Origin of the sequence: Pseudoalteromonas sp. EB27, assembly GCF_001974875.1 — a bacterium.
Taxonomy (GTDB): domain Bacteria; phylum Pseudomonadota; class Gammaproteobacteria; order Enterobacterales; family Alteromonadaceae; genus Pseudoalteromonas.
Map to the genome: position 1 here is coordinate 47,230 of NZ_MTQD01000015.1, position 16,401 is coordinate 63,630.

Sequence of the window (16,401 nt, forward strand, 5' to 3'; positions counted from 1 at the left end):
GGGATAAATAGTGTTTAACAATCAACAAATAATGGATTTACCAAAGCATAGTGATATTAGCTTTAAGCCATTGGCTGATAAAGCCTTACTACATGCACAGCTTAGCTCGCTTCTGTTTTATATACCGCTAATTGGTGCGCTGATTGCGGTTTGTTATTTTAATGAAGCCTTTGCTAATAATGCACAAACGTATTTGCTAATTGGTATGCCTATTTTAGTGGCCGTATCTATGCTGTACAACATGATAAGTGTGAGGTTGCGAGGTTTCGCAGTGCGAAATCATGACATTGCTTTTAAAAAAGGTGTTATTTGGCAACAAGTGACAGTATTACCTTTAGCACGTGTACAGCATATGGAAATACACCAAGGACCAATAGAGCGAAAACTCAGCCTTGCGAGCATTAAATTATTTAGCGCTGGCGGTGTAAGTGCCGATTTACAAATTAGTGGATTAACCCATGATGATTGTAAAAATATGCGCCAATTTGTACAAAACTACCGCCAAGACGACACAACACCTCAGGCAACTTTAGTCGATGAGTAATACAACTATCGAAGATCAAGTCAGTCCTATTTACTGGCAAAAAGTATCGCCTTGGGCGCTTTTATATTTTGTTGTGCACTTTAGTGTGCGCTTTGTAAAAGATGGCCTTTTAAACTTACTACCTATGTTTGTAGTGTTTGTTACTCAAGTGGAAAATAAGTTGTTTTGGGCGCAGGTGGCAGGCGGTATTGCACTAGTTTTATTATTTGTTTACTCATTTTTATATTATTTAAATTTTAAGTTTTGTATTAGTAGCGACAACGAAATATTGCTTAACAAAGGTGTATTTAAAAAAGAGCGACTTACGCTGAAATTTGGCCGTGTGCAAAACGTTAATATTGCCGAGCCATTTTATTTTACCCCTGTAAACTTAGTTAATTGTATTTTTGATGCTGCTGGCAGTGTGTCACAAGAAGTTGTTTTACCAGGCGTCACCAAAGATTACGCACAGCAAATGCGTAAACAAATATTTGATTTTAAAGCGCAGCAACAAGAAGAAATACAAAATACTGAACAAAGCGAAACAGACACTATCGAAAACAAGCTAAGCATTAGCAATAAAGAAATAGCTAAATTTGGTTTAATGTCGAATATGGCTATTTTAGCAATCGCTGCTCTTGCCCCTTTTATAAACCTGATTGTTGATTTTTTAGAGAAGCAAATTATTACCAAAGTAGAAGGCTTTTATCAGCAAGAGCTGGGTATGCTGGCCAGTGCTGCTACCTTTGCAATGATCACCTTAATTATTTTGTTAGTTTTGGCTGCTGTGATGCTATCGGTGACTATGTCGCTTATTCGTTTTTACAACTTTGAGCTTTATTTTAAAGGTCAAAAGTTTAAACGTATTGCTGGCTTGTTAGAGCGCCATCAGCTTTCGATGAGCATGGATAAAGTGCAATCTATTGTTATTAAGCAAAATCTAATGGGGCGATTATTAAAGCGATTTACCGTTGAGTGTTTACAAGCAAGTAGCGGCGGAATAGCAGCCGGTGCTGCGGCTAAAAAAAATAAACAAACCTTAGTATTACCTGTATTAAATAGCGAACAAGTTGATAGTGTATGCCAATGGATTTACCCGTGGTTTAATAGTAAAAAACTCGCTTTTAAGCGCGCAGAGCGAGCGCTTTTGTATAAAAATTTAGGCTTTTATTCACTGTTACCCAGTGCATTAGTGTTTGGCTTTTGTTTTATTGCTGATATTAATACTTTGATAAGCCTTGGTGTTTTGGTGGTATTTTCTGGCTTGGTAACTTTATCGTATCAGCGTTATGGTTATTACATGCATGAGGATAATGGCCGATTTTACATGGTTGTACGCAAAGGTATGATTGGGGTTCATTACCGTGTTTTTGAGCTTTATAAAGCGCAAAGTGCACGCAGTATAAGTACCTACTTAATGAGAAAATCAGGCTTAAAAAGCCTGTATATACAACTTGCTTCAGGCTTTGCGTTTATGCCCTACATAAAGCAGCAAGACGCTGACTTTATTATTGATTTTACAATCAAACAGATTGAGTCAGATACCCGCAGCTGGATGTAAAATACCCTAATAAAACATGTGTAAATACCCATTTTCACATGTTTTATTACATTTTCTTACTGCCCATGAAAGACATTTAATAATACCCTAGATGGTATTAAGGAATTATTTTAGGGACGCTCATGAAAAAAACACTTATCGCATCAGCTTTATTACTAGCAGCACCGATCTTTGCAGCCGATTGGCAAACTATTCATACCGAACATTTCAACATTCACTACAGTGTTGAGCATGCTGATTTTGCTAAATCAACTGCAGCAGAGCTTGAAATAGTACGCACCAAAGTGCTTGAGCAGCAAAACCGAACACTTGATAAAACAGTTGATGTAGTGGTGTTTGATCCCCTAAATGCGGCAAATGGCTTTGCGCTACCTACCTCAAATAATCCTGTAATGGCACTTTTTACAACCCCACCACAATCCGACACCGTTATATCAAACAGCGCTGGCTGGCAGCAGTTACTTGTACTGCATGAATATATTCACTTAGTGCATTTAGCACAGCCTACACGCAATCACTGGCAGCAAAAAGTACGTGGCATATGGGATTTATACGACTTAACTTACAGTGATACACCGCGCTGGGTAGCCGAAGGTTATGCCACATTGATTGAGTCTAAAATGACGGGCCGTGGGCGTTTATTTGATAACTACTCAGAGTCAATACTGCGAGAATTTGCTCAGCAAGGTGCTTTGCCAACCTATGGGCAATTAAATGGCGAGCAGGGCTTTATGGGCGGCTCAATGGCGTATTTAATGGGTAGTCGCTTTTTAAATTGGCTAGAGCAAAACTATTCAGAGCAAACACTCGATAGTGTTTGGACGCGAATGCAAGGCGTAAAAACGCGTGACTTTGATGAGGCATTTAGCGGTGTGTTTGGGCAAAGTGCAGCCAAGCTATATCGCCGATTTATAGCTGAATATACCTATAAAGCAATGCAAATAGAACAAGGAGAGCCGTTACTTAATAGTGAACTTTGGCTTGAACTTAACTTATATGCAAGTAACCCTGCACTTTCAAAAGATGGTAGTAAAATTGCAATTGTTGAGCGAGACAAAGAGAGCAATACCAAGCTTATAATTTATAGCACGGACGACAACATAAAGGCGCAAGAGGAGTTTACTAAAGCGCAAAAAGAGCTACTCAAAAACGATGCACAAGACATCCCCGATACAGCGCCAAGTGTGTTTAAGCGCGAACAAAAACAAGTGCTTAATCAAATTAATCGAGCCGGTATTGCAAACCCGCAATGGGTAAATAGCACAACGTTATATTTTAATGCGTACAGCAATGAAGAGTCGGGTATTTATAATAAAGTGTCAGACATATTTAGCTATAACACTGACACTGGAAATATTACACAGCTTACCAAGCTTGCTGGTATACGACGATTTAGCGTAACCAGTAACGGTGAAACCTTGTATGGCGAGCAAATAAGAGGTGGCTACTCTGAATTAGTAAAGGTTGATCTCAATACGCAAACCACCACACCATTATTTACAAAAAGCCTTGAGACAACTTACGATTACCCAATACTCAGTCCTGATGAAACTAAATTAGCTTATTTATCAACGTCATCAAATGAAAACTGGCAATTGTATATACAAGATGTGGGTGGTAATAAGCAGCAATTAATACCTATGCCAAACGGGTATCAATATTTAAGTCAGCCTAGCTTTAGCCATAATGGTGAGTCACTTTACTTTGTTGCAGGCTTAAATAGCGCTACTGATATTTATAACTACAACATAGAGAGTAAAACACTCAGCAAGTTAACTCAGGGGCAGGAAGCCGTTGCTCACCCGATTGAAATGGCTGATGGCTCGTTACTCTATTTTTCGATAACCGCAGATGGGCCAAATGTAAAAACATTGCCAAAAGCTATAAACAGCACTGTAGTTACTGAATTTTCGGCTAATAAAAAAGCACCGCTGCTCATTGTAAACGAACATACGCTTCCAAAAGCTAAAGTATATACGCACCAAACAACGCAGCAAACAAATTACAACGTGCTCGACCAGCACGCTACTTTTGCACTAGGGGCGCAGTATTATTCGGCTTCTACCAGTTTGTTAGATTTAAGTATTAAAAGTAGCGATTTATTAAAACAGCTCGACTTGCAAGCAGGATATAGCACTGATTTACACGATGGAGCACTGCACGGTGGTTATGTGCAGGCAAAATATAATGCGCTTGATGTAAAACTGAAACTTGCACTGTTTGACTATAATTTAAATACATCGCGCCAGTATCAACAAAGGCTAAATGCAGATATGGATGCCCGTGGTGGTTTTGCTGCAATAAGTTACCCTGTTAAATTTGGGCAGCTAAGTTTAACGCCGGAGCTTGCCTACAATTACACTGATTATAAACAACGCCATAAAAATTGGACGCGCTTAGGCGTTGCCCAAAGTTGGCAATATGATCGTCAAGACTTTGTGATAGGCCAAAGCCTTTATGCAAGTTGGTACGATGGCAGTAGTAAAAGTAATAGTTGGCAAGGTTACGATTTAGTCGCCAAAATTTTTGGTAAAGCGTTTGGTATTCCTCTTTATGCAAATTTTTCTCAAAAACAACGTGATGACAGCAGCCTTGCATTAGGTGGCTTTAGCTCAAATCTTATTAATCAGCAGCAAAATAGTGAATATGTACTTTCATCTGAGCTGCCTTTTTATAGCGCAGCTGCAAAGCGCTATCAAGGTTACGGTGGCGGCTTTAGCTTTAAAGAAGGCATGCCGTGGCTTTATTACAAGCAGCATCAACTCGACGGCACCGTATATGCACAAAGTTACGGGATAAAACACCAAGGTGATTTTAGTTTTGGAATGGGGCCTGCTGGTATAAATGACTTAATATTTAATATGGGACTGTCGCGAGTAGAAGGCGACAGTTTTGAGGATGAAATGCGAGCGTGGCTGAGCTTTTATTATTCGCTGTAAATATTAATTGGCTAAGTTACTTATCCATCTGCAAGGATAGTAACTTAGCTTGATATACATCGATTCTTTGGTTATCACGTTCTAGTTCGATAGCTTTCTCAAGCAAGGTTTGTGTTTGTTTAATATTACCTTGTTGATAGCGAACTTTTGCGAGTTCCAAGTATAACTCAGCAATGTAAGGCGCTTTAGTAATAGCTTGCTCAAGGTGTGCTTTAGCCTGATGAGCATGGCCAGCTTGTAAGTTGTTTTTAGCGATTACTAGTAATTCATATGGGTCTTTTTCTTTATTAACTAATTGTGAAGTGAGCTCTTTGACAAGCTCTTTGTCGCCTAATTTTTTAGCTAAAAGCTGATAGTTGCTGATTAAATTAATACTTATTTCATTATTACTAAGTGCTGTTTGATAGATGTTTTTAGCGCTTTGTAAATCACCAGCCCGACGATGCAAAATGCCCGCTATATTAAATAATTCAGGATCATTGGGAGTGTATTTGTTTGCTTGTAGAATAAGTGAGTAAGCAATATCCAGCTGTTTGTCTGCTAGCGCTGTTGCAGCTAAATTACTGTAAAACTTAGAAACTAAATCGTTATAATCTGCACTGCTTGAATAAAAGCTGCGGCGGGTAGGAAAGTAGTCGATTAAGGTGCCCGCTCTGAAAAATTCAACAATATTATCATCTTTTTTCTCTACTTTTGGGGCGTATACTCTTGTTCTAAAGTGGCTTGCTACATAAACAACATTATTTTCTTTTGCGTATACAGGCTGACTTGTTACTTCTTGAAAGCTCGTTTCTAATCCGAGAGCTTGTGCATAGCTTTGTGTTAAAACAGCTAAGCTAATGCAGTTGCCTTGCGAAAGTTTTAAGGCTTGGGCTGAAGTAAGTGTATCGCCGTGGTATTTAAAGTTAGCTAAGTTGCTTTCGAGGTAGTTGTAAATAATGCGGTCATGACGGATTTCAGACTGTTTTTGTTTTTCGGCATAGGCTAAAAATTTTTCTTTTTCAACATTTGGCAGCTCGAAAATACTGTACTCAGAAGGAGTGTCGAGTTTATTAAACAAAGAATGGTTTAATAGTTGTTCAAGCTCTATTTGTTGTTCTACTTGGTGAACCTTGGTTGTGTTACATCCAACTAAATATAAAAAAGTAATACAGACTGCTATTTTATAAAACATCATAAACCCACTCCATTGTTAAATTTTACATTACAATGTGATGGGTTTTTAATCAAGCACTTGCTGTACTGCGTTTACTTGAGCGATTTTTTTGTGATTGTTTTTTACGTTTACGGCGGGTAAACCACAAGTAAAAACCAGTACCTGCTAGCCACACTGGGCTCAAACCAATTACGCACCACAGTATTTTACTTATTAGCCCTGCAAAGTAGCCAAAATGAAGTTTTCTAAAGCTATCAATTACTTGCCAGCCAACGCCAACTTCGCGAATATCCCAGTTAGTTAAATGTTCGCCTGTTTGCTTATCGTAGCTAACCGTATTGGCATATTCGCTCGCAAGTGGGTTATTTGTATCAACTTCGCCGAATAAGGTGATATTTTCGTCAGGCTCGAGTGGCATAACTAAAAACGTACCATTAAAAGTGGGTATTTGCTTTTTACTGTCATCGAGTATGTGTTGAAACGAAATATCGCTACTGTGCAAGTTTTTGGTTAGTACAAAGTGCTCTTCCTCAGCGTGTTCAATAACTTCGTGATACCACACCGCCCAGTTAAAGTAGCCACCTGTGATAGCTAAAATAATAATGATGGGCGACCCTATCACCCCCGTCATTTTATGAATGTCGCTAAGTACAATTTGCAGTGTTGCACGCCAGCGCACACTAAATAGGCGCTGCCAAAATTTACGATAAATAATAAGTCCTGTAATACCTAATACCAATAAAAACAGAGCAAAAAAGAAGCCTAGTACTGTGCCTGTTTGACCTGGCAGGTTTTTAAAGTCGTTAAGTAAAAAGGTGTAATGCAGTTCTAAAAACCAATCAGTAAAATAATGACTAGTACCAACAGGCTCTGACAAAATGTCACCCGTATACTGGTTTAAATGAAACTTATACCATTGCTCTGTCCCGCGTTTAACTAAGTAAACCCGATCAGCAGTATCATCGTTAAATATCTCCCAACTACCTACTACATACTCAGGGTAAGCAAGCTCTGTTTTTGCGATTAATTTGTCGATTGGCATGCGCTCTGGCAGTGCTTTTACAACATAGTGACTGCTTGGCATAAGTAAGCCATCTATTTCACTTTTAAAAACTAATACGCTCCCTGTAATACTAATAACAATCAAGGGAATGAGAGCTATAAGAGCGATCCAACTGTGAATTTTAAAAAGAGTTTTTCTCATAGATAGTTTTATATATTGCAGTTAATGACTTGCGCATGATAACAACTATCATTTTCATTTAATAGCTTGTGAGTAGGTTTTCTATTAAATAGGTAAACCGTGAACTTAATTCTACGGTTTTTGTATACCTAGCTTTCCAGTACCTAAAATAAGAATATCTTATTTAGTTGAGTTAAATTTACGCGGCTCTACAATGCCGCGCTCATAGTAAAAGCCTTTTAAAAACAGATGTTTATTAAATGTTTTTATTTCTGTTTTTAATTAACATTTATATAACGAGCGAGGTTGCTTTGGCGCATTATTTGCCTATATTGTCTTCTTTTATTTTGGTTTTTAGTTTTTTACCATTACTAAACAAAATTCGAAAAAATCGTAGTGTCTCTGGTTTGTCACTATTAATGATGACATTTGGATTAGCACAAAGCCTTTATTTTATAACCTACAATATTTTCTTTGAGCGCTATTATATTGCGTTACCATTTATTGTAACCGGTGCGTTAAGCGGGCTTATTTTATATTTTTTTGCACGTTTCAATGCAGCTAAACGAGAACGTGTACAGCTGGTTACTATGCTAGGTTTTTCGTTACTGCCTTTTTCACTGCTTTTAAATTCAAGCCTTGATACTGCAACGGTATTAAGCGCTTTAACGTATGTTGGTCTTGTGATGAGTTCGGTACGTGTTATGCCGCAAACTTATAAAACATTGCGTACGGGTAATGTGAGTAATTTAAGCGCGCGCTACTTTAGCTTGCAGTTTATTGCTGGTATTTGCGGCTTAGTTGTTGAGCTTACGACAGTTGCTCCAAGCACGGCGCACTTACTTATGTTTATTATGCTATTGCTTACCAATGCTGTGCAATTTGGTTGTATGCAATACTATAGAATGCGACCTGTAATGGCTTAAAGCAAAAATAAAAGTGCTAATTTAGTTTAGGTATGGCAGTTTTAAGCTATTAATCATTACAAAGTTTAAACAATGCAATTAGCTATTCATCAAATTGATGCGTTTACGAATGAGTTATTTAAAGGTAACTATGCGGCAGTGATCCCACTAGAATCGTGGTTAAGTGACGATTTAATGCTAAAGATTGGCGCTGAGAATAACGTATCTGAAACTGCTTTTACCTGCCTTCAAGACGATGGAAGTTTTGTTATTCGCTGGTTTTCACCTTTGATGGAAATCGACTTTTGTGGTCACGCCACACTTGCGGCTGCCTATGTTTTATGTGAAGAGCATAATATATCGAAAATTCGCTTTGTTGCTGATGCGGTGGGCGAGCTAATCGTTAATAAAAACGCTGATGGCAGCTTTGCAATGACCTTTCCTAAACAAGCACCGATTGAGGTACAAAATGTACCGCAGCAATTGCTTGATGGCTTGTCTATACAACCGATTAAAGTTCTTAAAAATCGCCAAGCTTACTTTGCTATTTATGAAAATGCCGATCAAATACTTGAATTAAAAACTAACTCCGAGCTTTTAAAAACGCTTTATCCACTTGATGTAGTGGCCACTGCTCCAAGTGCTGAATATGATTTTATATCTCGCTATTTTTGGCCTGCAAGCGGTGGCGATGAGGATTACGTAACAGGTTCTATTCATACTGGCTTGGCACCTTACTGGGCGCAGCAATTTGGTAAAACTACGTTAAGTGCTTATCAGGCTTCAAGCAGAGGCGGGCATTTAATTTGCAAAGTGAATGATACAACCGTCACTTTGACCGGGCATGCTGTAAGGTATTTAAAAGGCACTATTTATATTTAAACTGTGAATTAAGTTATAAAAAAGGCCACGTAAATCGTGGCCTTGGTTTACTCAATTAGTAGAGGTATTTTATGCTTCTAGCGCTTTTGCAATTAAGCGATCAATATATTTTTTATGCGCTTTAGTTGCTGTATCTGCACCCCAAGCAACACTGGTATCGGCTATTTGAGTTAGCTGATATAACGCTGCTGTTTTAGCCAAGTTATCGTATTTGCTTGCTTTGCCAAGACCAGCAATTGCAATTAACTGGTTAACATACTCAATTTGTAAGTTGTGACTAATAGAATTTGCGTCTTTGCTTTTCACAAAAATATTAGCGGTTAAATCTTGCATAAACTGAGTTAGGCTATATTTATTACCGTACAACGCAGTATCAGAAATACGCAGTAATACCGCTGGGTGTAATAGCTGTGCAAGTACAGACTTTTGCATTCCTAAAATCATTTGGTGTGCTTTAGGGTCTTCATTTTTGCCGTAGTGATTAAAGCCACGACGTTGCAGCTGTAAGTAGCTATAAAGAGGTTGCATATTTTGTAGTACATCTGGCGCAAATACAAACTTGGCAAGTATATCCATTGCTTGTGTTTGACGCTCAAGCGATACCGGTGTAAATGGTTTATCTGCATTTGTATCACCCACTACAGCGCGCTCAACGTATACGCCACCAATCTGGCGAGAAACCACACCTGCTTGAGCTCGGTACTGACCAAATAAGCTATTAGCAGAGGTAACAAGCTGTTGGTAAGACTCACCTTTAACCGTTGCTTTATCTTTTAGTTCGGTAAATAGTTTATTAATTAGTGCCATACGATCTGCGCCATAGGCAGCAGGGTTTGACGACAAATCACCAATCATTACACGTGGATCGATATGGCGACCTGGTGCGCGCATATCGTCTGCATCGTTACCAAAGGCAAGGGCATGTTCACTTGAACGAGCAAGTATTTTTTCAAGTCGAGCTTGCTCAGCAGCTTCATCTGCAAGCGCTACGCTGTAGCCATAGTTAATTGCCCAATCATCGTAAGGACCAGGTTTTGTTTGAAAAATATCACCTTGCTGCATACCAATTGGGGCAATGTTAGCGGGTGCATAATCCATAACAGAACCGGTTACTATGCCTTGGGTTTTGTTTTTATCGTGTACTTCTTTTTCATCCCACAAAATTGATGATTTCATATTATGGTTAAGACCTAAAGTATGGCCAACTTCGTGAAGTACCAGTTGCGTTAAACCTTGGCGAAGCATTTCTTTATCTTCAATTTTGTCGCCGCTAGCAAGGCCTTTGGCAAGCATTAGATTTTGTTGAATCTCATGCCCAAGAGAGCAATTTAGCTCGCCGGTATTTGTTGTTTCACCGTGGCTCATTGTTCCTTGTGTGAAAAGCGTGTCGTAAATCCAGCGGTTTTTCATAAATACAAACTCAAGCATAATGTCTGAGCCCAGTATTTCGCCTGTTAATGGGTTAGCAAGTGCTGGCCCGTATCCGCCAAATGGAGGCTTAGGTGACGAAGTCCAACGCAGTACGTTGTAATTAATATCGCCCGCATCCCAGTCTGCATCGTCTGGTTGTACTTTTACCTCTAAGGCATTTTTAAAGCCGGCTTTTTCAAAAGAGGTATTCCACGTTAAAACAGCGTCACGAATAGTATCGCGCCATTCAATAGGTGTGGTGTTTTCTATCCACCAAGTAATTGGTTTTACTGGCTCTGAAAGTGCTGCACTTGGGTCTTTCTTTTGTAAGTCCCAGCGTTTTATAACATCTTGATAAGGTGCCCAATCGGTAGATGTCATTTGATCGAATTGATTTGTAAAATAACCAATGCGCGCATCATCCATACGTGGTGCGTAGTTATTGCTAGGTAGAGCGACAAACGAGTGCTGAACTTTTACCGATACGCTACGCGGGTCGCTTACTGCATTTGAGCCACGCACCGTTGGACTTGGGTTAGTAAATACGTAATCAACAACCACGTCTAAGTTATTAGGGTATGGACGTTGTTTAATAATGCGTGATTTTTTATCGTCTAGTTTACCTACTTTAAAGCGTTTTTTAGCGTTTTTATCTGCTGGATTTGGTGTAGGTGATACTTTATGAAGTGCTTCGCTTAAAAATAACTTATTTACATTAAATGCTATTTTACCGTCTTCTTCTTTTTCTATTTTAATGCTCGCAAGTACCGCTTCACTAATATTGGCATCACTCGCTTTTGAAATTGCACTACTTTCGTCAAATTTGTAGCGAGGTGTTTTGCTAATAATATCGATACGGTCAAAGTATTTTCTAAATTCAATTAACTTAGTTTCGCGGTACGAACCACGATAATGGCCTGCATCTGTAACGCCATCGACAGTGTGCGCAAAATACACAAACGGTGTATTGAGTTGGGATTCGTTAATCACCATAAGGTGCTTACCGGTTTTTTCGTCTTGATAAAGGCTAAATATACCGGCAAATTCGGTTTGTCCTTTGATCATTTCGCTAAGTGTTTTTGACTCTTTTTCGTCTTTTTTATCGGCTGCAAATGCATGGCTGCCAAACGCTAAGCTAAGCGCAAGGGTGATGGTCGTTAATTTCATTTTGAGACTTTTAATATTTGTTAATTTAATTGGACTGTACGTAAATTAATTTAATTTCGCACATCTTCGCGACGAAATTTAAGTGTACAACGCTAACAAGCTGATATTAATGAATAAAAGTTTGTAACAAAATATAACGAATGAGGTGAACTGCATGTGAAGTTATATTCTATAGCCCTAAATAGCAGCGGTTTATATGTATTTGCAACAGTTGCTTACAAATGTCACCTTAATGTTTCATATGGCTCTGGTATTATGGTGTTAATAGAATTTTGGGGATAATAGGATATGCAAACAAATTCACTTAGATGGGTTTTTCCATTTGTAGCGCTCATTGTTGGTGTTGTTGGCTTTATGGGAATCAATGCCATTGCAAAAGATCCAGAAAAAAAAGAAGTAATTGATACTCGTCCAACAGTGCAAGTTGAGCCAGTGATTGCAAACGATCACCAAGTTATTATTAATAGCTACGGTGAAGTAAAGCCTCTTGAAAATACACTGCTCTCGGCGCAGGTGTCTGGCGAGGTGTTAAGTTGGCATCCTAATTTTGTAGCCGGTGGCATAGTTGCTCGCGGTGAAACCTTATTCACTATCGAAAAAGACAACTATGAAGCAGCAGTACTTGTTGCAGAGGCCGAGCTTGCTCGCGCACAGGCAGGCTTAATTGAAGAGCAGGCGCAAGCCCAAGTAGCCGAAGACGAAGCCAAGCGCTTTCCAAGTAAAGCGCGCACAGATTTATTTTTGCGTAAACCTCAAGTGCTCAGTGCGCAGGCATCTGTAAAGTCGGCGCAAGCAGCATTAAAGCGCGCGCAACGTGATTTGGATAATTGTGATGTTACAGCCCCTTACGACGCATTGGTGATTAGCCGAAATATAGGTGTTGGACAGTTTGTCACTATGGGTTCGCAAGTTGCTGAACTCAATAATATTGAGACCGCTGAAGTGATTATTCCTATAGCAGGGTTCGATAGCGTTTTTTTGCCAGAGCGTATTAAAGGTATTACCGCAACGATTATTCAAAAAGGCCTAAACAGCTTCACCCGTGAAGGTGTAATTGACCGCGACCTAGGGATTGTTGATAACGCTACGCGTATGAGCAGTTTAGTAGTGCGTATAGAAGACCCATACGGTCTTAAGAATATACAACCAGCCATTAAATTTGGTAGCTACGTACAGGTAAATTTTGCAGGTGCAATGCTTAATAATATTTACCGCTTACCGCAAGAGTTAGTTAATAACAAAACCGTATGGATCGTTAATGAAGAGCAGCAACTTGAGCCGCGCAAAGTCACAGTTATTCGTGAAGAGGGTGAGTACTTTTACATCAGTGATGGTTTGCAAACAGATGATAAGTTGGTGATTACTTTGCCAGAATATCCGCAAAAAGGCATGGCTGTAAAAATTGCGGGCCTTCAAAATACTAAAAATACAGAGGCACTTGAAAATGCTTCCACTGAAAAATTATAAAGGTAGGCTGAGTTATGAGTAACACTGAACTACCAAATACAGCGCCTAACGCTGAAAAACAAACCGGTATTATTGCTTACTTCGCTAATAACTCCGTTGCTGCCAACCTAATGATGATTTTTATTGTGGTGATGGGAATTATTAGCTTTCTAAATATCCAACGCCAAATGTTTCCTAATGTAGAGATTAACTACATTAATATTGAAGCTAACTACCCCGGCGCTTCACCACAAGAAATAGAAGAAAGCATACTTATAAAAATTGAAGAGTCGCTAAAAGATGTGACCGAAATTAAAAAAGGTGTTTACAGGGCATTTAGAAATGGCGGTAGAGCAAGTCTTGAAATTAATACTGATGTAGAGCTGACCGATATACTCGATAAAGTTAAATTACGGGTTGATGGTATAGCAACGTTCCCTGCCGGTATGGAACCGGTCACCATAAGTCAAGTTGAGTTTAGGCAAGATGTTATAGGTATGACGCTCGTTGCTGACTTACCGCTAACTGAGCTTAAGCCTATAGCAAACCAAATAGAAGATGAGTTACTACAGCTATCTAACGTGTCGTTAGTGGTAAACGATGTTCCTCTTGATGAAATAGCAATTGAAATCGAACCCGATACGCTGCGTCAATATAACCTAACCCTTAGTGATGTAATGAATGCAGTGCGTCGTTACTCAGCTAACTTTTCAGCGGGGCAGCTAAAAACAGACGCAGGTGTTATTTCTGTACGAGTCGAAAATCAGTTTTACTCTGGTGAAGAATTTAGGCAAATACCGGTAAAAATAGGGGCTAATGGCGCTAAAGTGTTACTGCAAGATATTGCCGTGATTAAAGATCAGTTCACTGAAGGTGAGCGTTACTTTAAATTCAATGGTGAAAATGCAGTTTATATATCGGTAAAAGCTACTGAAGAGCAAAGTATTATCCCAGTTGCTGATTCAGTAAAAGCATTTATAGAATTAAAAAACAAAGAGCTACCACTGGGGGTTCGTTTAGAGCCACTAATGGATTTTACGTATTACCTAAATGCCCGCTTAGACATGATGGTTACAAACCTCATTCAGGGCGCTATTTTGGTTGCAATTATGCTATCAATCTTTTTACGCTTTAAGTTGGCATTATGGGTGATGATTGGTTTGCCAGTGTGCTTTTTGGGCGCAATGATGATGATGCCATTGTTTGGTGTAACCATTAATATTTTATCACTTTTTGCCTTTATTATGGTGCTAGGGATTGTGGTGGACGACGCCATCGTGATAGGGGAAGCTGCCTACACCGAAATAGAGAAAAAAGGCGGTGGTGTTATTAATGTGATTAATGGCGCAAAACGCGTAGCAACCCCTGCAACTTTTGGTGTACTAACTACCATTGCAGTATTTGCTCCGTTTACGTTATCTACAGGCCCAGAAAGTGCCTTCTTTTATGGTATAGCAGTGGTGGTAATGTTGTGCTTGGTATTTAGTTTGATTGAATCAAAGTTGATACTGCCTGCCCATATTGCTCACACTCATTTTTCACCAATAAAAGAGGGGGGCTGGCGAGATCGGTTTAATACGCGATTTTTTGGTTTTGTAAATGGCCCATATAAACGCTTTGTTATACGTTGTGTTGAATGGCGTTGGTCAGTGCTATTTTCATTTATTGCTCTATTAATCGTAACCTTTGCTTTAATCTCATCAAATCAAGTTCGTACCGGGTTTATGCCAAAGATCCCGCATGACTACCCGCAAATAAATCTAGAAATGAATGACAATGTATCAGACATACAAACAATAAATGCTATTCGTGAAATAGAAGCGATGGTGATTGCGATTGATGAAGATACCGAACGCAAATATGGTCAAAAACTCATAAGAGATATTTTAGTATTTAACCAAGGGCGAACTGAAGCACAAGTGCTTGTTCCCCTTGTTGATGAAAGTATAAGGCCTTATAACGCGTTTGAATTATCACGACGTTGGCGCGAGGCGATGCCCGATATTGCCGGTGTTAAATCATTAACCATTTATGATGATGTAAATGGAGGGAGCAGTGACGGCGAATTTGGTTATTTATTATATGGCTCTGATATTGATACATTAAATAATGCAGGACGTCGTTTTATAGAGTTGCTGCAACAGCAAGAAGGTTTGTTTGATATTAGCTCAACAATAGATCCTGCAAGTAAAGAAGTGCAAATGAGCCTAAAACCGGTCGCTTACGACTTAGGTTTAGACTTAGCTTCTATTGCAAATCAAGTTGGAGCAAGCTTTTACGGTGGTGAGGCTCAACGTGTTATTCGCCGAGGCGAGGAAGTACGTGTAATGGTGCGTTACCCTAAACTGACTCGAGAGGCATTTTCGTCACTTAAGCATGCGGTTGTTACTACCCCGCAGGGCCGTGAAGTACTGCTTGGTGATGTAGTTGAACTTACTGAAACACCAGGCATTAGTTATATCCGCCGTGAAGGGGGCTATCGTACTGTGTATGTTTATGGAAACATAGATGAAGAAGTGATTGAGCCAAACGAAGTTGTAGATCAAATTAAAGAAAAGCTACTACCACAACTTAAAGAAGAATATCCAAGTGTTAAGTCAGAACTAGGTGGCGCCATTGAAGAGCAACAAGATCAGGCTAATCAGCAGAAGATGTTTTTCTTCGGCGGTATGATTTTGGTGTATGTTTTATTAGCCGTACCCCTTAAGAGTTATGCGCAACCACTTATTGTTATGTCGGTGATTCCATTTAGCTTAACGGGAGCAATATGGGGGCATTACTGGTTTGGTTTGGATATAACTTTAATGTCTGGCTTTGGTATTATTGCAGCAGCAGGGGTGGTTATAAACGACTCACTCGTTATGACCGATTATGTGAATCAAGCCCGTAAAACAGGTGTTAGTATTAAAAATGCTGTAATAGATGCCGGTTGTGCTCGATTCAGACCTATATTACTTACTTCAATTACTACATTTGCAGGTGTATTGCCCATTATGTTTGAAACAAGCCTGCAGGCTAAGTTTGTAATACCTATGGCGGTAGCACTTGGCTTTGCTGTTATGTTTGCAACGTTAATAACGCTTATATTAGTACCGTGTTTATATATTATTCTAGGTGATATTGGTGCCGTATTTAAACGCCCATTTAAAAGCCGAGCTGTGAAAGTCTCGTAGATAAAAAGCATAAAAAAAGCACTGACCGTTATTAACGCTCAGTGCTTTTTATTGTT

Annotated in this window: 10 protein-coding genes; 7 read left to right on the top strand and 3 right to left on the bottom strand. The window is 39.2% G+C overall.

From position 1 onward, the window contains the following. The first annotated feature begins 10 nt into the window (after window positions 1–10). The 3 genes from BW142_RS16310 (at window position 11) to BW142_RS16320 (ending at window position 5,023) form a co-directional block, all read left to right on the top strand. On the top strand, window positions 11–544 hold the full coding sequence (locus tag BW142_RS16310) for a PH domain-containing protein (protein ID WP_024598785.1): 534 nt from the start codon (window positions 11–13) through the stop codon (window positions 542–544). Further along, on the top strand, window positions 537–2,084 hold the full coding sequence (locus tag BW142_RS16315) for a PH domain-containing protein (protein ID WP_076925538.1): 1,548 nt from the start codon (window positions 537–539) through the stop codon (window positions 2,082–2,084). The genes BW142_RS16310 and BW142_RS16315 overlap by 8 nt, the downstream gene beginning before the upstream one ends. Before the next feature lie 122 nt (window positions 2,085–2,206). Further along, the gene (locus BW142_RS16320) at window positions 2,207–5,023 is read left to right on the top strand and encodes a PD40 domain-containing protein (protein ID WP_076925539.1); all 2,817 of its coding nucleotides are present in this window, start codon (window positions 2,207–2,209) and stop codon (window positions 5,021–5,023) included. A 16-nt stretch (window positions 5,024–5,039) separates the two neighbouring features. Here the strand turns inward: BW142_RS16320 and BW142_RS16325 are convergent, their stop codons facing one another. Together BW142_RS16325 and BW142_RS16330 are read right to left on the bottom strand one after the other, a co-directional pair. Further along, on the bottom strand, window positions 5,040–6,200 hold the full coding sequence (locus BW142_RS16325) for a tetratricopeptide repeat protein (protein WP_076925540.1): 1,161 nt from the start codon (window positions 6,198–6,200) through the stop codon (window positions 5,040–5,042). A 49-nt stretch (window positions 6,201–6,249) separates the two neighbouring features. Then, complete coding sequence (locus tag BW142_RS16330) at window positions 6,250–7,383, bottom strand: PepSY-associated TM helix domain-containing protein (protein WP_039486942.1); 1,134 nt, start codon at window positions 7,381–7,383, stop codon at window positions 6,250–6,252. Window positions 7,384–7,673: 290 nt separating this feature from the next. Here BW142_RS16330 and BW142_RS16335 point away from each other — a divergent pair, with 290 nt between their 5' ends. Further along, complete coding sequence (locus BW142_RS16335) at window positions 7,674–8,288, top strand: PQ-loop repeat-containing protein (protein ID WP_033013459.1); 615 nt, start codon at window positions 7,674–7,676, stop codon at window positions 8,286–8,288. Between the two features lie 72 nt (window positions 8,289–8,360). Next, complete coding sequence (locus tag BW142_RS16340; RefSeq protein ID WP_076925541.1) at window positions 8,361–9,149, top strand: PhzF family phenazine biosynthesis protein; 789 nt, start codon at window positions 8,361–8,363, stop codon at window positions 9,147–9,149. A gap of 69 nt (window positions 9,150–9,218) precedes the next feature. Here BW142_RS16340 and BW142_RS16345 read toward each other — a convergent pair whose 3' ends face one another. Beyond that, window positions 9,219–11,726, bottom strand: a complete 2,508-nt coding sequence (locus tag BW142_RS16345; RefSeq protein WP_076925542.1) for a zinc-dependent metalloprotease — start codon at window positions 11,724–11,726, stop codon at window positions 9,219–9,221. Between the two features lie 288 nt (window positions 11,727–12,014). Between BW142_RS16345 and BW142_RS16350 the strand changes: the two genes are divergently transcribed. Together BW142_RS16350 and BW142_RS16355 are read left to right on the top strand one after the other, a co-directional pair. Next, window positions 12,015–13,193, top strand: a complete 1,179-nt coding sequence (locus BW142_RS16350; RefSeq protein WP_076925543.1) for an efflux RND transporter periplasmic adaptor subunit — start codon at window positions 12,015–12,017, stop codon at window positions 13,191–13,193. A 14-nt stretch (window positions 13,194–13,207) separates the two neighbouring features. Further along, the gene (locus BW142_RS16355; protein WP_076925544.1) at window positions 13,208–16,345 is read left to right on the top strand and encodes an efflux RND transporter permease subunit; all 3,138 of its coding nucleotides are present in this window, start codon (window positions 13,208–13,210) and stop codon (window positions 16,343–16,345) included. The last annotated feature ends 56 nt before the right edge of the window (window positions 16,346–16,401 follow it).